The organism is Streptomyces sp. NPDC029164, assembly GCF_055563995.1.
On the sequence record NZ_JBVHWW010000052.1, the window covers coordinates 1 to 18,438 of the forward strand.

Sequence of the window (18,438 nt, forward strand, 5' to 3'; positions counted from 1 at the left end):
CCGATAACAGTGGGTGTTCCCGTGGGCTTTCCGGGGTTGCGGACGAAGGTGTGAGGGACCGCCCCGGCAGGGGGAGCAAGAGAGACAGCACGAGGGCCCGGCGGTCCGTCCGGTGGGACGGTCCGCCGGGCCCGGGCTGTCGTCGCCGAGGGTCAGAGCGCCTGCGCCTTGATGATGTCCTCCAGCGAGCCGGACGGCACCTGCCCCTGCGGGGTCAGCTTGTCGACAGCCTGCGGCAGCACCTGCGCGATCTGGTCGGCGGCCTGCTCCGGGGAGACGCCGGCCTGTTCGGCGGCCTTCTGCAGGGCTCCGTCCGGCAGCGCCTCCTTGATCTGGTCGGCGCTGACGGGCTTGTTCTCGCCGGTGCCGATCCAGGACTGCGCCTGGTCGGCGAGGCCGGACTTGGTCAGCATGTCCAGCAGGCCGCCGAGCGGGTTGTTCGCGCCGTTGCCGGCAGCCGCCTGGCCGCCTCCGCCACCGCCGGCGAGCGCGCCGATCAGCGCGCCGAGGACGTTGCCGGCGCCGCCGCTCCCGCCCTGGCCGCCGCCGCCCCCGAGGAGGCTGCCGAGAAGAGAGCCGAGGTCGTTACCCGCCATGGTCCTGCCTTTCGAAGAGGGACCGGGCCGCGCGGACAGCGCCGTACCCGGCTTCAAGACACGGACAATGTCACCCATACCGCCCCACGTCGCCACCTGATGCGCGGGCCCCGGGCCGCTGCGGTAGAACGATCCGCATGATCTTCCACATCGTCCCGCTCGCCGACTGGGCCACCGCGCCCGACCTCCCGTACGCACCGCCCTCGCTGGACTCGGAGGGTTTCGTGCACTGTTCGGCCGATCGCCCGACGGCGCTCGCGATCGCCGACGCGCACTACCGCGAGGTGCCGGGTACGTTGCTCGCGGTGGAGCTCGACGAGGACGCCCTGACCGCGGAGGTCCGCCGCGAGGGTGAATCGGGCGTCCGCTACCCACATGTCCACGGTCCGTTGAACCGGGAGGCCGTGATCCACGTGTGGGAGGTCGTACGCACACCCGGCACCCCTGCCTCACTGGCCCCATGGGAACCGGGCCGATGAAACGGCGCGGCAAGCTTCACCTGAAGCTCGCCGCAGGCCAGGATGCTGCACGCCCTTCCCGGCCACAACGCGAGGAGAGACTCATGAGCGACCCCACGCACACCGCCCGGCGCACCGTACTGGCGGCGGGCGCGGCCGCCCTGGCCGGCGGTGCGCTGACCGCCTGCGGCAGTGACGCCGAGACGACCCCCCAGGGGGAGTCGAACGCCTCGGCGCCCGCACCCGCCGCCTCCGGCGCCGCCACCCCGGAATCCGGTTCGGCGGCCAAGGAGGTCCTCGTCAAGACGGCGGACGTACCCAAGGGCGGCGGCACGATCCTCAAGGAGCAGAAGCTCGTGGTCACCCAGCCCACGGCCGGCTCCTACCGCTGCTTCACGGCGGTCTGCCCGCACCAGGGCTGCCTGGTCAACAAGGTGGAGAACGGCAGCATCGACTGCCCTTGCCACGACAGCAAGTTCGCCATCGCGGACGGTGCGGTGACCAAGGGGCCCGCCACCAAGGGGCTGGCGGAGAAGAAGATCAAGGTCGCGGCGGACGGCACTATCTCGCTCGCATAGCGGTAGGTCAGGCGCCTACGCTCGCCCCATGGACGATCTGGCACTGGTACGGGACCACACGGTCTACCGGTGCGTGATGGGGTCCCGGGCGTTCGGGCTGGCGACGGAGGCGAGCGACACCGACCGGCGCGGTGTCTACCTCGCCCCCGCTCCGCTGTTCTGGCGGTTCGAGAAGCCCCCCACGCACGTGGAGGGCCCGCGGGACGAGGAGTTCTCGTGGGAGCTGGAGCGCTTCTGCGCACTCGCGCTGCGGGCCAACCCGAACATCCTGGAGTGTCTGCACTCGCCCCTGGTGGACGAGCTCACCCCGGTGGGCGAGGAACTGCTGTCGCTGCGCGAGGCCTTCCTCTCCCGCCGGGCCCACACCAGCTTCAGCCGGTACGCGGCCTCCCAGCGCGGCAAACTCGTCGCCGACGTCCGCATCCACGGCGCCCCGCGCTGGAAGCACGCCATGCACCTGCTGCGCCTGCTGCTGTCCTGCCGCGACCTCCTGCGCACGGGCCGCCTGACCATCGACGCCGGCCCGTACCGCGACCGTCTCCTCGCCGTCCGCCGCGGAGAGCTCACCTGGGACGAGGCCGACGCCTGGATGGCCCGCCTCCAGGCGGAGACGGAGGCCGCCCTGGCCACCACGCCCCTGCCCGCGGAGCCGGACCACGCCCGCGTCGAGGACTTCCTGGTCCGTGCCCGCCGCGCGTCAGTCGCGTAGCGTCCGACGCCGTACGACGAACGCGTCGAGGGCCTCGTACGCCGACCCGTGCCCGGGCAGCGCGGAGGCGGCCTGCGCGGCGTCCAGTACCGCGTGCAGCGCCTCGAAGTCCGCCCGCACCCCGCCGACGGCCGGCCCCTCGTAGCTCCCGTGTTCGGCGGCCACCTTGGCCTCGATCAGGGCGGCGAGGTACGGGGGCGCCTCGGGCACCTCGGCCAGCAGGGTCGGCAGGTGCGCCTGCACCGTGCCCGACCGCATCAGGTGGACGCCGGTGAGCAGCGCCCGGAACGCGTAGAGCAGCGGCTTGAGTTCGGCGGCCTTCTCGAAGAGCCGCCACTGCGTGCGGGCGAACCCCCGGTAGTGGTGGGCGTGGTGGGAGGTCAGCACGCCCGGGGCCAGCGCGATCAGCTCCTCGTGCGCCGGTGTCGTGTGGACCACGAGCGGGGAGAGCAGCTGCTCCAGGACGTAGCCGTTGCGGTTCAGCATCAGGCGGACGAACTTGCGCAGGTCGTGCGTGACGAGGTCCATCTCCACGTCGTCCCGGTCCCACATGCGGGTGCGGGTCTCCTCCGGTTCGCTCAGGCCGAGGAGGGCCTGCGCCGGCAGGAGGTGGGCGCCGCGCAGGTCGATGTCGGAGTCCCGGGACGGGAAGCCGTACAGGTGCGCGCCCGAGACCGTGGCGAAGAGCAGCGGGTCGGGCTGCTCCGCCACGACGGGGGTCAGGTCGATGCTCAGTGCGTCCAGCATGGATCAAGCATCCCAGAGGGCGCCGAAGGCCAGGAGCTCGTCCCGGTACTCGATGCGGCCCTCCCACTCCCGGGGCCACACGTCGGCCCCGAGGCGGGCTCCGGCGAAGGCGCCGGCGAGGCAGGCGATGGAGTCCGAGTCGCCCCGCGTGCAGGCCGCGCGGCGCAGGGCCAGGAGGGGCTCGTCGGGGAAGAGGAGGAAGCACTGGAGGGCGGTGGCGAGGGCCTCCTCCGCGATCCAGCCGTCGCCGGTGGTCAGGCAGGGGTCGGTCTCCGGGGACGGGGAGCGCAGGGCGGCCGCCAGCCGCTCCAGGACTTCGAGGCACTCGTCCCAGCCGCGTGCCATGAAGGACTCGGGCGAGGCGTCGGAGGCGGTCCGCATCCAGAGGTCGCCGAGCCAGCGCTCGTGGTAGCGGGTGCGGTTCTCCAGGGCGTACGAGCGCAGCCGTCCGACCAGGCCCGTCACCTCGGTGCCCGTGGCGAGCAGGTACACGGCCCGTGCCGTCAGGTCGGAGGCGGCGAGGGCCGTCGGGTGCCCGTGGGTGAGGGCCGACTGGAGCTGGGCCGCGCCCGCCCGTTCCTCCTCCGTCCAGCCGGGCACCAGCCCGACCGGGACCACGCGCATGTTGGCGCCGCAGCCCTTGGAACCGAGCTGGCTGGCGTCCCGCCAGTCCCGTTCGGGCAGGTTCAGGAGGCTGCAGGCCTTGAGGCAGGTGTTTCCCGGCGCCCGGTTGTTCTCCGGGGAGTGGTACCAGTCGACGAATTCCTCGCGGACCGGCCGGGCCAGGCGCAGCGGGCCGACCCGGCCCCGCTCGGCGGCGGTGCGTATGCCGCGCGCGAGGGCGAGGGTCATCTGGGTGTCGTCCGTGACGATCGCCGGGCGGGGGAGCTTCATCTCCCGCCACGGGCCCGTCTTGGCCAGGATCGAGGGCACGTCGTTGAACTCGGTCGGGAAGCCGAGGGCGTCGCCCAGGGCCAGGCCGATCAGGGCGCCCGTCGCGGCTCGCTTCGTCATCGAGTGGGTCCTTCCGGTCGGAGCAGAGGGGGGTGCAGGGCGGTCGCCGGGCCGGGCCGGTAGAGGGCGGCCGGTTTGCCGCGGCCGCCGGTGAGCCGGGCGCCGCCGGGCACGGCCTCGACGAACCCGGGCGTCGTCAGGACCTTGCGGCGGAAGTTGGGGCGGTCGAGGGCGGTGTCCCAGACGGTCTCGTAGACCGCCCGGAGCTCGCCCAGGGTGAACTCGGGCGGGCAGAAGGCGGTGGCCAGGCAGGTGTACTCCAGCTTCGAGCCGATCCGCTCCCGCGCGTCCGCCAGGATCGCGGCGTGGTCGAAGGCCAGGTCCGAGGCCTCCCCCACCGCCAGCCAGCGGGCGTGCGCAGCGTCCCCGCCGCCCTCCGCCGCCGGTTCGGGCAGGTCCGGGACGAGGGCCGTGAAGGCCACCGAGACCACCCGCATCCGCGGATCCCGGTCCGGTTCGCTGTAGGTGCGCAGCTGCTCCAGGTGGAGCGCCGCCACCACCTCCCCGGGCAGCCCGGTCTCCTCGGCCAGTTCGCGCCGCGCGGCCGTCTCGGCGGACTCCCGCGGCAGGACGAACCCGCCGGGCAGCGCCCAGGCCCCCGCGTACGGCTCCTGTCCGCGCCGGATCAGCAGGACGTGCAGGGCCCCGGCACGGACGGTGAACACGGCCAGGTCGACCGTCACCGCGAACGGCTCGAAGGCGTGCGGGTCATAGCCGGCGGTCATCGGTTCTCCGGAAGGGGGTCGGTGAAGTGCCAGCCCTCGGCGAGCAGCCCGTCCACGGCCCCGACGGCCGTTTCCAGCCGGGCCGCCCGGTCGCCGCGCACGACGAGGAAACGCCTCCCGGTGCGCTCCAGTTCCGCCCGGAACCGTCCGGTCATCCAGGGCCTGAGCTGTGGCCCGTCCCGCAGCCCGTCGTCCTCGAAGGGCACGTCGGCGTGGTCGGTCAGCAGGTACAGGTCCCGCCGGGTGAGGCCGGCGATCCGCTCGGCCTCGGGGTTGCGGCCGCCCATGTACCGCTCGTGCCAGATCCCGGTGGCGAAGGAGTCGGTGTCGCAGAACAGCACCGGGGAGCCGAGCCGGGCGGCCCGCTCCTCGTCCGCGTCCTGCCGGCGCGCGATGACCGGGAACTCCTCCGAGGTGAAGGACACGTCCGCCCAGGACGCCGCCGGGTCGGCCGCTCGGGCCGCCGCCAGCTTCTCCTCGCTGTACCGGCGGCCGTACTCGGCGACCCAGCCGGTCTTGGCCCAGACGCCGCCTCGCCGGCGGTAGTGGTCCGCCAGGGCCCGCGACAGCGTGGTGGTCCCGGTGGACTCCGCGCCCAGGACGACGACCCGCCGGGTCAGCGCGGCGCGCACGGCCGGCCCGAGGAACTCCCAGGAGCCGGCCGGGTCCCGGCGCACCGCCGTCCCGGACACCGGGAACAGCGTCCGCTCCCGGTCCACGAGGACCTCCTCGGCGCCGAACCGCCGGGCGAGCTCGCTCCCGTACTCCTCCGAGGTGAACACCGCGTCCACCCGCCCGGGGACCGCGCCGCGGAAGACCGCCATGTGCGCCTCCCAGATCGCCGGGTCGTGCAGGTCGACCGGGATGTCGTCGACCGCGCCGACGACCTCGGCCCCGGGGTGCGCCTCGCGCATCCAGGCGACCCGGTCGGCGAGCGGGACCGATTCGACGGAGGCCGCGCACACCAGCACGGTCAGCCGTTCGCACTGGTCCTGGGCGGTGCGCACGAGGTGGTGGTGCCCGGCGTGCGGCGGGTAGAACTTGCCGAGGACCAGGCCGTGCCCGTGGCGTTTCATGCCGTCGCCTCCGCCGCCGTACGGGCGTCCCGCGCGGGCAGCGTGCGCCGCCAGCCGAGGAGTCCGGCGACGCACAGGGCGAGGAAGCCCACGTAGAGCGCGGAGGTCAGGTAGAGCCCCTTGTGCGCGTAGAGCGGGACGTAGACGAGGTCGGCGGCGATCCACAGCCACCAGGACTCCACGAGCTTGCGGCACTGCCCGTACGTGGCGAGGAGCGAGAGCCCGGTGGTGAGGGCGTCCCAGAAGGGGACGGTGGAGTCGGTGGCCCGGCTCAGCAGCAGCGTGAGCGCGAGCACCGTCACCGCCCCCGCCGCGGCGAGCCCGGCCCATTCGGTGCGCGTGGTGCGGCGCACCGGAAGGGCCTCGGCGGATCCTGGTCCACCCCCGTGGGTCCAGGACCACCAGCCGTAGGCGGCGAGGGCGATGAAGACGATCTGGAGCCCGGCATCGGCGTAGAGGCCGGCCTGGGCGAAGAGCACGATGAAGAAGAGGTTGTTGGCGATGCCGATCGGCCAGTTGGCGACGTGCTGCCGGGCGACCAGCCAGACGCACAGGGCGCCGGTGGCGAAGCCGAGCACCTCGGTCCAGTTCATGGTCCAGCTCATGCCGGCCCCCCTCACTCCGCATTAATAGTCATGGTGACTATAAACCCTGGATCGGGTGCCGGACAAGCGAGAAGCCCGCAGCGCCGGGGGCACTGCGGGCTTCCACCGCTCAGGAGCGGACGTACTGCGGGCGTACGGACGTGCTGACGTCCTACAGACCGACCTCGCGCATCAGCATGCCGACCTCGGTGTTGGTCAGGCGGCGCAGCCAGCCGGACTTCTGGTCGCCGAGCTCGATCGGACCGAAGGAGGTCCGGACGAGCTTCTCGACGGGGAAGCCGGCCTCCGCCATCATGCGGCGGACGATGTGCTTGCGGCCCTCGTGCAGGGTGACCTCGACCAGGTAGTTCTTGCCGACCTGGTCGACGACGCGGAAGTGGTCGGCGCGGGCGTACCCGTCCTCCAGCTCGATGCCGTCCTTGAGGCGCTTGCCGATCTCACGCGGCAGGGGGCCGGTGATGGCGGCGACGTAGGTCTTCTTCACGCCGTACTTCGGGTGCGTGAGGCGGTGGGCCAGCTCACCGTGGTTGGTGAGGAGGATGATGCCCTCGGTCTCGGTGTCGAGCCGGCCGACGTGGAAGAGACGCGTCTCACGGTTGGTGACGTAGTCGCCGAGGCACTGGCGGCCGTCGGGGTCCTCCATCGTGGAGACGACACCGGCGGGCTTGTTCAGCGCGAAGAACAGGTACGACTGGGTGGCGACGGTCAGGCCGTCCACCTTGATCTCGTCCTTCGGCTGGACGCGCTTGCCCTGCTCCAGCACGATCTCGCCGTTGACCTCGACGCGGGCCTGCTCGATGAGCTCCTCGCAGGCGCGGCGCGAGCCCATGCCGGCGCGGGCGAGCACCTTCTGCAGACGCTCACCCTCCTCCTCGGCGCCCGGGAAGGTCTTCGGGGTCTTGATCACGGGCTTGTCCGCGTACCGGTCGCGCACGCGCTCCTCGATGCGCGCGTCCAGCTCGCGGGGGCGGGACTGGCCGCTGCGGCTGCCGGGGCCGCTGCGCGGGCCGCCGGCCCCGCCGATGCCGGGGGTCCTGGAGGTCTTGGGGCCGCCCTTGGCACCGCCGCGCGCCGCCGCGCCACGGGCACCGCCGCCGCCGGCCTTGGGACCGCTGCGGCCGCTGCGCTCACCCTCGGGGCCCACGTCGTAGCGACGCTCCTCGGGGCGCGGGTTGCGGATCCGCGGCGGCGGAGCCTGGTCGCGGTCGCGGGAGTCCGAGCCACCGCCCTGGTAGCCGCCGCCGCCCTGGTAGCCGCCGCCCTGGTAGCCGCCGCCGGAGTTGCCGCCGCGGTAACCGCCGCCGCCTCCGGTGGAGCCGCCGCGGGGGGACCCACCGCGGGAGCCGCCGCCGGAGGAGCCGCCGCGGGAGCTGCCACCGCCGGAGGAGGAGCCGCCGCCGCGGTAGTTGCCGCCGGAGGAGGAGCCGCCGCGGGAGTTACCGCCGCGTCCGCCACCACCGCCGCCGCTGTTCCTGTTGCCGCCGCCGTTGCCGTTGCCGCTGCTTCGCATCAAATGTCCGTCGTCTTGTCGTCTACATCGGTATCCGGAGCATCCGGATCGAACGACGGCACACCTTCTTGCGTCTCGGCTTCGATCGCGTCCGCCTCGGGGAGGAAGGGCGCGAGCTCCGGGAGCTCGTCCAGGCCTCGCAGGCCCATCCGCTCCAGAAAGTAGTTCGTCGTCCTGTATAGGATCGCACCTGTTTCGGGTTCCGTCCCCGCCTCCTCCACCAGACCCCGCTGGAGGAGGGTCCGCATGACCCCGTCGCAGTTGACTCCGCGGACCGCCGAGACCCGCGAGCGGCTCACCGGCTGGCGGTACGCGACGACGGCGAGGGTCTCCAGGGCCGCCTGGGTGAGCCGGGCCTGCTGGCCGTCCAGTACGAAGCCCTCGACGGCCGGGGCGTACTCCGCCCGGGTGTAGAAGCGCCACCCGCCCGCGACCAGCCGCAGCTCGAATCCCCTGCGCGCGGCCGTGTACTCGTCGGCGAGCTCGCGCAGCGCGTCCGCGACCTCGCGCGGGGTCCGCTCCAGCACCTTCGCGAGGTGCGTCTCGGTCGCGGGCTCGTCCACGACCATGAGCACGGCTTCCAGCGCCGGCTTCAGCTCCAGCGCGGCCACCGCGCTCGTCGCTTCGCTGCTCAATCCTTCGCCTCCACGATCTGGTCGAACTCGTCGGTCACCGTCGGCATGCCGTCGCCGTCGCCGCCGCTCCAGCGCACGGTGAGCGTCCCCAGGGCCTCCTCCTGGTCGAGGACCACCGCCTTCTCCCGGTAGAGCTCCAGGAGGGCCAGGAAGCGTGCGACGACGGTGAGGGTGTCCCCGGCGTCCTCGGTGAGCTCCTGGAAGGTGGCCTCACCGCGCGCCTTCAGCATCCGCACCACGAGCCCCGCCTGCTCGCGCACGCTGACGAGGGGCGCGTGGATGTGGTCCACGTACACCTGCGGCTTGGCCTTGGGCTGCATGGCCTTGACGGCGAGGCGGGCGAACCCCTCGGGCCCGATGCTGATGACGACCTCGGGCAGCAGGTCCGCGTGGTGCGGCTCCAGCCCGACGGTCCTCGGGTAGCGCTTGCCCTCGGCCTCGGCCCGCGCCTCGAAGATCTCGGCGATCTGCTTGTACGCGCGGTACTGGAGCAGGCGTGCGAAGAGCAGGTCCCGGGCCTCCAGGAGGGCGAGGTCCGCCTCGTCCTCGACCTCGGCGGCCGGCAGCAGCCGGGCGGCCTTGAGGTCGAGGAGGGTGGCGGCGACGACGAGGAACTCGGTGGTCTGGTCGAGGTCCCAGTCCGGCCCCATGGCCCGGATGTGGGCCATGAACTCGTCGGTGACCTTGGACAGCGCGACCTCGGTGACGTCGAGCTTGTGCCGCGAGATCAGCTGGAGCAGCAGGTCGAAGGGCCCCTCGAAGTTGGCGAGCCGCAACGTGAACCGCCCGTCGCCTCCCGCGGGGCCCGCAGTTTCCCCGTCCGGCCCGGCCGCGGCAGGGGCGTCGGCACCCCTGCTCCCGTCCGGACCGCCTGCGGCGGGGCCGGCTTCGGATGGGCTGTCGGGCGGGATGTCGGCCGGCAGTGGGGTGGGCCTGCCCAGGCCGGGGTGGGCCTGCTGGGGGCCTGGCGGGCCGTCTGGGGGCCCGGGGGGCTCCTGGGGCTCCGCCCCGCCCCCCGCCGGCGCGGGCCTCGCAGCGGCCGCGTCAGGCGCTTCGGCCGCGCCCGAGTCCGCCGGCGCGGGTCGCGCGAGGGGCGCGTCAGGCGCTTCGGGGGCCGCTCCTGCGTCCGCCGCCTCGGGTGTGCCGGGGCCGCGCCCCAGCGCTCGCCGGGGCGGTCGGCCGGATTCGGCGGGGAGGGGCATCGTGGTCCAAGTGGTGCGCAGGGGGCAGCGAGGCAGGCTGGGCAACAGCCACGAGCAGCCTAGGCGCTCTCCCGCACATCCAGCGGTATCCGCCGACGACGACGGGGCGCCCACCGGTACACCCGCCGGTTGGGTCGGGGTCGGGTGTGTGTCGGGGTGATCCCCGCAGGGCGCCGAACGCACTTCTGCCGAGCTCTCCGACCCCTCGTCACGTTCGGCGTCCGAGGAGACGCCCCGGCGCGCGCCCGGCCCCGGCACAACCGGCCCACCCGATCCGGCCCGAGCGGCGCAGCCACCCGGCGCCCGACCCCGGCACAACCGGCCCACCCGATCCGGCCCGAGCGGCGCAGCCACCCGGCGCCCGACCCCGGCACAACCGGCCACCGCCACCCCGGCCGGAGCGGCGCAGCCAAACCGTCAGCGGCCGCGCAGGCGGCGGACCAGGATGCTGGCGTCCCCGCGGGACTCGAGGTCGGCGAGGACCACCGCCACCGCCTCGCGGACGATGCGGCCCCGGTCGACGGCCAGCCCGTGCTCGCCGCGCAGCACCAGCCGCGCGTGTTCCAGGTCCATGAGCTCCTCGGCGGAGACGTAGACCGTGATCTTCTCGTCGTGCCGTTCACGGCCGCTGGGCCGCCGGTTCGCACCGCGGCCCTGTCCCTTGCCCCGGCGGGTGGCGCCCGTGGGGGCGGCGACCGCCCCGCCGGCCGGGCCGGCGGGGCTGACAGAACCTTCCTGCGGTCGTCGCGGCTGCCCCACGACGGGCCCGCCGGACGCCGTACCTGCCTCAGCCTCCCGGCTGCGGCCCTCCCCCGCCGTGCCCTCGGCCGAACTCGCCGAGTGTTCCGCGACGGGTGCCTCGTCGACCCCGCGCCGCGGCGAGGACGACTGGAGCGCCATCCCCCCGGTCGTGCGGAACAGTTCGTCGGCTCCGGGCAGACTCACTCGGCGTGACACCGGGCGAGCACCTCCCTGGCCAGCTGGCGGTAGGCGGCGGCGCCGACGGAGTTGGACGCGTACGTCGTGATCGGCTCACCGGCGACCGTGGTCTCCGGGAAGCGCACCGTGCGGCCGATGACCGTGTGGTAGACGTGGTCGTCGAAGGCCTCGACGACGCGCGCCAGCACCTCACGGCTGTGCACCGTACGGGAGTCGTACATCGTGGCGAGGATGCCGTCGAGCTCCAGCTCGGGGTTGAGCCGCTCCTGCACCTTCTCGATGGTCTCGGTCAGCAGCGCCACGCCGCGCAGCGCGAAGAACTCGCACTCCAGCGGGACGATGACCTTGTGAGCCGCCGTCAGGGCGTTCACGGTCAGCAGACCGAGCGAGGGCTGACAGTCGATCACGATGTAGTCGTAGTCGGCCATCAGGGGCTTCAGGGCCCGCTGCAGGGTGGACTCGCGCGCGACCTCACTGACCAACTGCACTTCGGCAGCGGACAGGTCGATGTTGCTCGGCAGCAGGTCCATGTTGGGGACCGCCGTCTTGAGCAGCACCTCGTCGGCCGACATGCCCCGCTCCATGAGCAGGTTGTAGACCGTCAGGTCGAGTTCCATCGGGTTCACGCCGAGGCCCACGGACAGCGCGCCCTGCGGGTCGAAGTCGACGAGCAGCACGCGGCGCCCGTACTCGGCGAGCGCGGCACCCAGGTTGATGGTCGACGTGGTCTTGCCCACGCCGCCCTTCTGGTTGCACATCGCGATGATCTTCGCCGGACCGTGGTCGGTCAGCGGACCCGGGATCGGGAAGTACGGAAGCGGGCGTCCGGTCGGGCCGATCCGCTCACGGCGCTGGCGGGCAGCGTCGGGGGCGAGGGTGGCCGCGTACTCGGGGTCCGGTTCGTACTCCGCGTCGGGGTCGTAGAAGTGCCCTTCGGGCACATTGTCGTAGTCGGCGAAACCAGTGGGCTTTTCGCCGCTCAGGTCGCCGGCCCTGGAGTTCACGTCTAGGCCGTCCATGCTCTTTTGGGGCGTCGTCAGGTGCTGGTGGTTTGCGAAGGTGCGTACCGCGACGGAGCCGACGGCTTCGAGCCCGGTGGGGCCTTGGCCCCGCTCGGGCATCCCTGCTCGACCACCCCCAGGAGCAAATGTCGACTCATTCACAAGTCGTCTTACCTCCTCGGACGTGACCAGGACACTTATCGATAGGTCAGCGTGGCACCATGCCGACGGTTGGCGACTCTATGGCGTGTCACCACTCAGCGGCAACACAATCCGCCGGACCCGGCACGATGTGTCGGCAACCGAACACCACTCTGTCAAGGGCGTGCGAGCTGTCGCTGCGAAGTTTCGCGGGTGCGCGAAAGGGTTAAAGGGTTACGTTCGAGGCGAGTTGAGCGGGGTCTCGGGGCATCCCGCAAACGCGTCCGGCCGGACCTTGCGGGCAAGGTCCGGCCGGATACGTGAGATTGACGTCAGTCGTTGACGCGTCAGCCGAGGAGCGTGCTCAGCTCGAGGGTCTCGAGGCCGTGGGCCTCGGCGACCGGACCGTAAACGACCTGGCCGTCATGGGTGTTGAGGCCCAGGCCGAGCGCGGGGTCACGGCGCAGCGCCTCGACCCAGCCGAGGTTCGCGAGCTGCACGATGTAGGGCAGCGTGGCGTTCGTCAGCGCATAGGTGGAGGTGTTCGGCACCGCGCCCGGCATGTTGGCGACGCAGTAGAAGACCGAGTTGTGGACCTGGAAGGTCGGCTCGGCGTGGGTGGTCGGACGGGAGTCTTCGAAGCAGCCGCCCTGGTCGATCGCAATGTCGACAAGTACACTTCCGGGCTTCATCTTGGCGACGAGCTCGTTGGTGACCAGCTTCGGGGCCTTCGCACCCGGGATCAGCACCGCGCCGATGACGAGGTCGGCCTCGACGACGGCCTTCTCGAGCTCGTAGGCGTTGGAGACGATCGTCTTGATCTTCGTACCGAAGATCTTGTCGGCCTCGCGGAGCTTGTTGATGTCGCGGTCGAGCAGGGTCACGTGGAAGCCCATGCCGATGGCGATCTGCGCGGCGTTCCAGCCGGAGACGCCGCCGCCGATGACCACGCACTCACCGGCGTGGGTGCCGGGGACACCGCCCGGGAGGACGCCGCGGCCGCCGGCCGAGCGCATCAGGTGGTAGGCGCCGACCTGCGGGGCAAGCCGGCCCGCGACCTCGGACATCGGGGCGAGCAGCGGCAGCGCGCGGTTGGCGAGCTCGACCGTCTCGTACGCGATGGCGGTGGTGCCGGACTCCAGGAGGGCGTCCGTGCACTCGCGGGAGGCCGCCAGGTGCAGGTAGGTGAAGAGGGTCTGGTCCTTGCGGAGGCGGTGGTACTCCTCCGCGATCGGCTCCTTGACCTTCAGCAGCAGGTCGGCGGTGGCCCAGACCTCGTCGGCGGTGCCGAGGATCTCCGCACCGGCCGAGACGTACTCGGCGTCCGTGATCGAGGAGCCGACACCGGCGTTCTGCTCGATGAAGACCTGGTGGCCGTTGCGGACCAGCTCATGCACGCCGGCGGGCGTGATGGCGACCCGGAACTCGTTGTTCTTGACCTCGCGGGGGATGCCGACCTTCATCGTCGATCACGGTCCTTGGCTCAGGGGATTTTTCGGGGCACTTCCATACATACCCGCCCACAAGAACGCGCAACGGGATGCACCACGGGATGTCGTGGTGAAGCCAGTCTAATGAAGGACGACGCGCTGTCTAGCCTTGCAAACAAATAATCTCAGTCGGTATCACTGCGGATTTCGCAGGCTGCGGGGTCGTCTCCCAGCAATCTGTCGGCTGCGGAGCGGTGCAGCCTGGCGGCCGCGGGGTCGCCCAGCCTGTCGAGCGTGTCGGCCAGCCGGACCTGCAGCGCGGCCTGAAGCCGCTGGTCGCCGGCCCTGCGCGCGAGCTCCACCGCCTCACGGCAGGTGTGCAGCGATTCCTCGGGCCGTCCCGCGTACTCCTGGACCCGGGCCATCTCGCTCAACGCCTTTGCCTGACCCGGCACATCGGCCAGTTTCCGGTAGCCCGCGGCGGCCGCCCGCCAGCTGCGCAGCGCGTCCCCGTACCGGCCCGCGTACGTGTGCACGTTCCCCAGCCGCCCGTACAGCCGGGCCTCGTCCGCGCGCTCCCCCCGCGCGAGGGCCTGGGACAGCGCCCGGCCGAACCAGTCGGCGGCCCGGTGCCAGTCCGCCAGCTCCTGGTACGCGCCGCCTACGGATTCCATCGCGCGGCCGGTCGCGTACGGGTCCCCGGCGGCCTTTCCCGCGACCAGCGCGGCCCGGTAGCGCTCCAGGGCCTCGTGGGTCCGGCCGGTCTCGGCGTCCAGATCGGCCAGGTTCAGCAGCGCGGCGGCCTGTTCCCGGTGCAGGTCGCGGCGCTCTGCCACGTCCAGGACCAGCCGGTGCAGCCCGTACAGCTCCGGGGCGGCCCCGGCGGTGCCACGGTGCTCCGCGAGGGCCCGGACGAGGGCGGCGACCAGCCGCCGGGCCAGGGTGTCCAGCTCCCCGTCGGCCACGGCCAGCGAGGCGGCCGCGGCGAGCGCGGGCAGCCGGGTGTCCAGCCAGGTGGCGGCGGCCCGCCGGTCCGGGAACCGCAGGGCGCGCGGCAGACCGTCCAGCACCTCCCGTACGTCCTCCTCGCCCGCCGCGGCCATCGCGCCGCAGGAGTGCAGCAGCCTGACCGTGCGCTCCAGCATCCGGGCCCGGGCCAGCTGGACCTCGGCGGGCCGCTCCTTGGCCTCCAGCAGGGCCTGGAGCAGGGGGGCGAGGCAGCCGGGCAGCTGAAAGAGCCCGTCGTGCGCCCCCTGTACGAGTCCCAGCCCGGCGAAATCGTCCAGCGTGGCCTGGGCCGCGGCCACGGAACAGCCGGCGAGGGCGGAGGCGGTGTGCGAGTCGACGAGGCCGCCGGGGGCCAGCGGCAGCAGTCGCAGGGTCCGCTGGGCGGGCTGCGGCAGGGACTCGTAGACGAGCCGGAAACACCGGGCGAGCGGGCCGCCCGCGAGGGCCGGCATCTCGTGCAGCTGCTTGGCCACATCGGCGACGGAGGCCTTGGGCCGGGCGGCGAGCCACCCGCCGACGAGGCCGAGTGCGGCGGGCTGGCCCCCGCACTCCTCCGCGAGGGCGTCGGCGGCCCGGGGATCGGCGGTGACGCGGGTGTCGCCGATGTGCTGGGCGAGCAGCTCCACGGCGGAGGGCGTGTCGAGCCCGCCGAGGGTGCAGGGCCTCACGTCCGGGATCCCCGTGAGGGGGCCCTCCGAGGTGACCACGACGAGGCACTCGGGGGTGTCCGGCAACAGGGCGTCGACCTGGTGCGGATCGGCGGCGTCGTCGACCAGGATGATCACCCGCCGGCCGTCGAGCGCGGTGCGCAGGGCCGAGCTCAGCTCGTCCTCGCCGGCTCCGGGCGGGGTGGGCCGCCCGAGCCCTTCCAGCAGGCCCCGGACGGCTCGCTCGGTGGCCACCGTCTCCCCTCCCGGGAGGACGAGCCGGGTCCGGAGCACCCCGCCGGGGTACTCGTCCGCCACCTCGCGCACGAACTCCTCGGCGAGGGCCGTCCGTCCGGAGCCCGGCCGCCCGGCGACGAGCAGCACCCTCGCCCGGGGCGCCTTGGCCTTCCGGCCGGAGAGGGTGTCGAGCCCGGTCCGCGCGATGTCCTCGCGCAGCTCCTTGAGCTCACGCCGCCGCCCGACGAAATCCGTCACGGATCCGCTCCTCTCCCTGCCTTCGGATGGCGAGCGTAGTTCACGCAGAGCGACGACCCGTGTGGAGCGCGGCGGGCAAATCCCCCAATCGGATCAGCGGATGGTCCCATTTTTCGACGCAGCGCTCGCACGCGTCGGCCCCGGGGGGCCCCACCGGCTTCGCGCCGCTGCGTCGGACTCCGTCCGCCGTCCCCGCGGCCGCGGCTTCGGGGCGTGCCCGGGCTCTGCCCAGACCCGCGCCTCAAACGCCGGCGAGGCTGGAATCGCCGGCGCTTGAGGCGCGGGGGTCCGGGGGCGGTGCCCCCGGCAGCGGCGCCGCAGGCTCGGGCTACGCCTCGTACGGGCGGGCCGGCCAGGGGGCCAGGGCCGGGCGGAGGGCTTCGATGCCGCCCTCGGAGGCCAGCGCGGCGGACAGGGCCAGGACCCCCGTCACCAGCCCGGGATTGCCCAGCTCACCGGCGAGGATCCCGCGCACCAGGTCCCCGAGAGGAACACGGGCGATCTCCATGTCCGCCTCCTCGTCCGAGACCACGTACCGCTCCCCCTCCGCCTCCGCGAGGTCCCGCGCCAGGAAGACCCGTACCGCCTCGTCCGAGCCTCCCGGGGAGGTGAAGAAGTCGGCCAGCACCCGCCAGTCCTCCGCCTTGACGTGCGCCTCCTCGTACAGCTCGCGCTGCGCCGCGTGCAGCGGGTTCTCCCCCGCCACGTCCAGCAGCCCCGCCGGCAGTTCCCACAGCCGGTGCCGTACCGGGTGCCGGAACTGCCGCAGGACCAGGACCCGCTGCTGCTCGTCGAGGGCCAGCACGCACACCGAGCCGGGGTGCACCTGGTAGTCGCGGCGCACCACCGAACGGTCGGGCATCCGGACCTGGTCCGATTTGACGGAGGTCTTCGCGCCCTCGAACGGGGTGCGCGAGGCGACGACCTCCCACGACTCCGGTGTGTCCACGATGTCGTTGCCGATGTCGTTGCCCATGGCCATGGCCGATACCTTCCCGAGAACGCGACAGCCGGGGCACGATCCGTGCCCCGGCTGTCTACGTTATGCGGTCAGGTGCTCACTTCGCGGACTGCTGCCGCTCCACGGCCGCCTTGACCAGGCCCGCGAACAGCGGGTGCGGGCGCGTGGGGCGCGAGCGCAGCTCCGGGTGGGCCTGGGTGGCCACCAGGTAGGGGTGCACCTCGCGCGGGTACTCGACGTACTCGACGAGCTTGTTGTCCGGGGAGGTGCCGGAGAAGACCAGACCGGCCTTCTCCAGCTCGCCGCGGTAGGAGTTGTTGACCTCGTAGCGGTGGCGGTGGCGCTCGTCCACGTACGCCTGGTCGCCGTAGACCTCACGGACGATCGAGCCCTCGGCGAGCTTCGCCGGGTACATGCCCAGACGCATGGTGCCGCCCAGGTCGCCCGCGCCCTCGACGAAGGCCAGCTGCTCCTCCATGGTCGAGATGACCGGGTGCGGGGTGGAGGCGTCGAACTCGGTGGAGTTCGCGTCCTCGATGCCCGCGAGGTTCCGCGCGGCCTCGATGACCACGCACTGCAGGCCCAGGCACAGGCCGAGCAGCGGGACCTTGTTCTCGCGGGCGAAGGTGATCGCGCCGACCTTGCCGTTGACACCGCGGTCGCCGAAGCCGCCGGGGACGCAGATCGCGTCCACGTCGGCCAGCTGCGCGGCGGCGCCGGCCGGGGTCTTGCACTCGTCGGAGGCGACCCACTTGATCTGGACCCGGGCCTTGTTGGCGAAACCGCCGGCGCGCAGCGCCTCGGTCACCGACAGGTAGGCGTCGGGCAGGTCGATGTACTTGCCGACGAGCGCGACCTTGACCTCGTGGTCGGGGTTGTGGACGCGGTCCAGCAGGTCCTCCCACACCGTCCAGTCGACGTCGCGGAAGGGCAGGTCGAGCTTGCGCACGACGTACGCGTCCAGGCCCTCGGTGTGGAGCACCTTCGGGATGTCGTAGATCGACTTGGCGTCGATGGCCGCGACCACGGCCGCCTCGTCCACGTCGCACATCAGCGAGATCTTGCGCTTGATCGAGGTCGGAACCTCGCGGTCGGCGCGCAGCACGATCGCGTCGGGCTGGATGCCGATGTTGCGCAGGGCCGCGACCGAGTGCTGGGTCGGCTTGGTCTTGAGCTCGCCGGAGGGGCCGATGTAGGGCAGCAGCGAGATGTGCACGACGAAGACGTTGTCGCGGCCGACCTCGTGGCGGACCTGGCGGACGGTCTCCAGGAACGGCAGCGACTCGATGTCGCCTACGGTGCCGCCGACCTCGGTGATGACGACGTCGACGTCCTCGGTCGCCATGCGGCGGATGCGGTGCTTGATCTCGTTGGTGATGTGCGGGATGACCTGCACGGTGTCACCGAGGTACTCGCCGCGCCGCTCCTTGGCGATGACCTGCGAGTAGACCTGGCCGGTGGTGACGTTGGCCGAGCCGTCGAGGTCGACGTCGAGGAAGCGCTCGTAATGGCCGATGTCCAGGTCGGTCTCGGCGCCGTCGTTGGTGACGAACACCTCGCCGTGCTGGAACGGGTTCATCGTGCCCGGGTCGACGTTCAGGTACGGGTCGAGCTTCTGCATCGTGACCCGAAGACCGCGCGCCTTCAGCAGCGCACCCAGGCTGGAGGCCGTCAGGCCCTTGCCGAGGGAGGAAGCGACACCCCCGGTGACGAAGATGTGCTTGGTCGTCATGGCTGTGCTGTTTCGAAAAGCAGCGGGCGGCATCGCCAAGAGGGGGCTCCCGTGGTCGCGAGGTGAGGTGCGTCCGGCGCCGGCCACCGTCGATCCGGAGGGTCTCAGGGGGCGCCGAAGCTGCGGTTTCGGGGCTCCTGATTCGCACAGGCAGACCACCGGTCCACGGGGTACCAGCCTATCAGCGCCCGGGCCGGTCCGCCTCCGGCCACGCGGCGTCAGCAGCCGG

General features: G+C 72.5%; 18 protein-coding genes. 3 read left to right on the forward strand and 15 right to left on the reverse strand.

The window, feature by feature from the left end; translation table 11 throughout:
- Nucleotides 1-152: 152 nt before the first annotated feature.
- Entirely contained in the window at nt 153-674 is a 522-nt protein-coding gene (locus tag ACZ4VT_RS34300) for a YidB family protein (RefSeq protein ID WP_467955304.1), read from the reverse strand.
- 59 nt (nt 675-733) lie between these two features.
- Between ACZ4VT_RS34300 and ACZ4VT_RS34305 the strand changes: the two genes are divergently transcribed.
- The 3 genes from ACZ4VT_RS34305 (at nt 734) to ACZ4VT_RS34315 (ending at nt 2,341) form a co-directional block, all read left to right on the forward strand.
- Nucleotides 734-1,075, forward strand: a complete 342-nt coding sequence (locus tag ACZ4VT_RS34305) for a DUF952 domain-containing protein (protein ID WP_467955305.1) — start codon at nt 734-736, stop codon at nt 1,073-1,075.
- Nucleotides 1,076-1,158: 83 nt separating this feature from the next.
- Nucleotides 1,159-1,632 (forward strand): Rieske (2Fe-2S) protein, encoded by a 474-nt coding sequence (locus ACZ4VT_RS34310; protein WP_467955306.1) that lies wholly within the window; start codon nt 1,159-1,161, stop codon nt 1,630-1,632.
- Between the two features lie 28 nt (nt 1,633-1,660).
- Entirely contained in the window at nt 1,661-2,341 is a 681-nt protein-coding gene (locus ACZ4VT_RS34315) for a nucleotidyltransferase domain-containing protein (RefSeq protein WP_467955307.1), read from the forward strand.
- Here ACZ4VT_RS34315 and ACZ4VT_RS34320 read toward each other — a convergent pair.
- The 14 genes from ACZ4VT_RS34320 to ACZ4VT_RS34385 form a co-directional block, all read right to left on the reverse strand.
- Nucleotides 2,330-3,088 carry a nucleotidyltransferase domain-containing protein gene (locus tag ACZ4VT_RS34320; protein WP_467955308.1) on the reverse strand — a complete coding sequence of 253 codons (759 nt, stop codon included), beginning with the start codon at nt 3,086-3,088 and terminating at the stop codon, nt 2,330-2,332. The two genes, ACZ4VT_RS34315 and ACZ4VT_RS34320, sit on opposite strands and share 12 nt — an antisense overlap.
- Before the next feature lie 3 nt (nt 3,089-3,091).
- Nucleotides 3,092-4,102: an ADP-ribosylglycohydrolase family protein gene (locus tag ACZ4VT_RS34325; protein WP_467955309.1), complete on the reverse strand. Its 1,011-nt coding sequence runs from the start codon at nt 4,100-4,102 to the stop codon at nt 3,092-3,094.
- A complete protein-coding gene (locus ACZ4VT_RS34330) occupies nt 4,099-4,827 on the reverse strand; it encodes an NUDIX hydrolase (protein WP_362810376.1) in 729 nt (242 codons plus the stop codon). Before ACZ4VT_RS34330 ends, ACZ4VT_RS34325 begins: the two co-directional genes overlap by 4 nt.
- Nucleotides 4,824-5,903 carry an AAA family ATPase gene (locus ACZ4VT_RS34335; RefSeq protein ID WP_467955310.1) on the reverse strand — a complete coding sequence of 360 codons (1,080 nt, stop codon included), beginning with the start codon at nt 5,901-5,903 and terminating at the stop codon, nt 4,824-4,826. The genes ACZ4VT_RS34330 and ACZ4VT_RS34335 overlap by 4 nt, the downstream gene beginning before the upstream one ends.
- A complete protein-coding gene (pnuC, locus tag ACZ4VT_RS34340) occupies nt 5,900-6,508 on the reverse strand; it encodes a nicotinamide riboside transporter PnuC (protein ID WP_467955311.1) in 609 nt (202 codons plus the stop codon). Before pnuC ends, ACZ4VT_RS34335 begins: the two co-directional genes overlap by 4 nt.
- A gap of 151 nt (nt 6,509-6,659) precedes the next feature.
- Complete coding sequence (locus ACZ4VT_RS34345; protein WP_467955312.1) at nt 6,660-8,018, reverse strand: pseudouridine synthase; 1,359 nt, start codon at nt 8,016-8,018, stop codon at nt 6,660-6,662.
- Complete coding sequence (scpB, locus tag ACZ4VT_RS34350) at nt 8,018-8,653, reverse strand: SMC-Scp complex subunit ScpB (protein WP_467955313.1); 636 nt, start codon at nt 8,651-8,653, stop codon at nt 8,018-8,020. The genes ACZ4VT_RS34345 and scpB overlap by 1 nt, the downstream gene beginning before the upstream one ends.
- Nucleotides 8,650-9,855 carry a segregation and condensation protein A gene (locus ACZ4VT_RS34355; protein WP_467955314.1) on the reverse strand — a complete coding sequence of 402 codons (1,206 nt, stop codon included), beginning with the start codon at nt 9,853-9,855 and terminating at the stop codon, nt 8,650-8,652. Before ACZ4VT_RS34355 ends, scpB begins: the two co-directional genes overlap by 4 nt.
- A gap of 417 nt (nt 9,856-10,272) precedes the next feature.
- Nucleotides 10,273-10,812: a hypothetical protein gene (locus ACZ4VT_RS34360; RefSeq protein ID WP_351298625.1), complete on the reverse strand. Its 540-nt coding sequence runs from the start codon at nt 10,810-10,812 to the stop codon at nt 10,273-10,275.
- Nucleotides 10,797-11,915 carry a ParA family protein gene (locus ACZ4VT_RS34365; RefSeq protein ID WP_467955315.1) on the reverse strand — a complete coding sequence of 373 codons (1,119 nt, stop codon included), beginning with the start codon at nt 11,913-11,915 and terminating at the stop codon, nt 10,797-10,799. Before ACZ4VT_RS34365 ends, ACZ4VT_RS34360 begins: the two co-directional genes overlap by 16 nt.
- A gap of 368 nt (nt 11,916-12,283) precedes the next feature.
- Nucleotides 12,284-13,399: an alanine dehydrogenase gene (gene ald, locus ACZ4VT_RS34370; protein WP_327386192.1), complete on the reverse strand. Its 1,116-nt coding sequence runs from the start codon at nt 13,397-13,399 to the stop codon at nt 12,284-12,286.
- Between the two features lie 152 nt (nt 13,400-13,551).
- Complete coding sequence (locus ACZ4VT_RS34375) at nt 13,552-15,516, reverse strand: tetratricopeptide repeat protein (RefSeq protein ID WP_467955316.1); 1,965 nt, start codon at nt 15,514-15,516, stop codon at nt 13,552-13,554.
- 328 nt (nt 15,517-15,844) lie between these two features.
- Nucleotides 15,845-16,498 carry an NUDIX domain-containing protein gene (locus tag ACZ4VT_RS34380; protein WP_467955317.1) on the reverse strand — a complete coding sequence of 218 codons (654 nt, stop codon included), beginning with the start codon at nt 16,496-16,498 and terminating at the stop codon, nt 15,845-15,847.
- Nucleotides 16,499-16,574: 76 nt separating this feature from the next.
- The gene (locus tag ACZ4VT_RS34385) at nt 16,575-18,242 is read right to left on the reverse strand and encodes a CTP synthase (RefSeq protein ID WP_467955330.1); all 1,668 of its coding nucleotides are present in this window, start codon (nt 18,240-18,242) and stop codon (nt 16,575-16,577) included.
- Nucleotides 18,243-18,438: the final 196 nt, after the last annotated feature.

Bases quoted from the DNA above. Each gene is read 5' to 3' on its own strand.
- ACZ4VT_RS34300 (WP_467955304.1), bottom strand. From the start codon at position 674: ATGGGTGACATTGTCCGTGTCTTGAAGCCGGGTACGGCGCTGTCCGCG.
- ACZ4VT_RS34305 (WP_467955305.1), top strand. From the start codon at position 734: ATGATCTTCCACATCGTCCCGCTCGCCGACTGGGCCACCGCGCCCGAC.
- ACZ4VT_RS34310 (WP_467955306.1), top strand. From the start codon at position 1,159: ATGAGCGACCCCACGCACACCGCCCGGCGCACCGTACTGGCGGCGGGC.
- ACZ4VT_RS34315 (WP_467955307.1), top strand. From the start codon at position 1,661: ATGGACGATCTGGCACTGGTACGGGACCACACGGTCTACCGGTGCGTG.
- ACZ4VT_RS34320 (WP_467955308.1), bottom strand. From the start codon at position 3,088: ATGCTGGACGCACTGAGCATCGACCTGACCCCCGTCGTGGCGGAGCAG.
- ACZ4VT_RS34325 (WP_467955309.1), bottom strand. From the start codon at position 4,102: ATGACGAAGCGAGCCGCGACGGGCGCCCTGATCGGCCTGGCCCTGGGC.
- ACZ4VT_RS34330 (WP_362810376.1), bottom strand. From the start codon at position 4,827: ATGACCGCCGGCTATGACCCGCACGCCTTCGAGCCGTTCGCGGTGACG.
- ACZ4VT_RS34335 (WP_467955310.1), bottom strand. From the start codon at position 5,903: ATGAAACGCCACGGGCACGGCCTGGTCCTCGGCAAGTTCTACCCGCCG.
- pnuC (WP_467955311.1), bottom strand. From the start codon at position 6,508: ATGAGCTGGACCATGAACTGGACCGAGGTGCTCGGCTTCGCCACCGGC.
- ACZ4VT_RS34345 (WP_467955312.1), bottom strand. From the start codon at position 8,018: ATGCGAAGCAGCGGCAACGGCAACGGCGGCGGCAACAGGAACAGCGGC.
- ACZ4VT_RS34355 (WP_467955314.1), bottom strand. From the start codon at position 9,855: ATGCCCCTCCCCGCCGAATCCGGCCGACCGCCCCGGCGAGCGCTGGGG.
- ACZ4VT_RS34365 (WP_467955315.1), bottom strand. From the start codon at position 11,915: ATGCCCGAGCGGGGCCAAGGCCCCACCGGGCTCGAAGCCGTCGGCTCC.
- ald (WP_327386192.1), bottom strand. From the start codon at position 13,399: ATGAAGGTCGGCATCCCCCGCGAGGTCAAGAACAACGAGTTCCGGGTC.
- ACZ4VT_RS34380 (WP_467955317.1), bottom strand. From the start codon at position 16,498: ATGGCCATGGGCAACGACATCGGCAACGACATCGTGGACACACCGGAG.
- ACZ4VT_RS34385 (WP_467955330.1), bottom strand. From the start codon at position 18,242: ATGCCGCCCGCTGCTTTTCGAAACAGCACAGCCATGACGACCAAGCAC.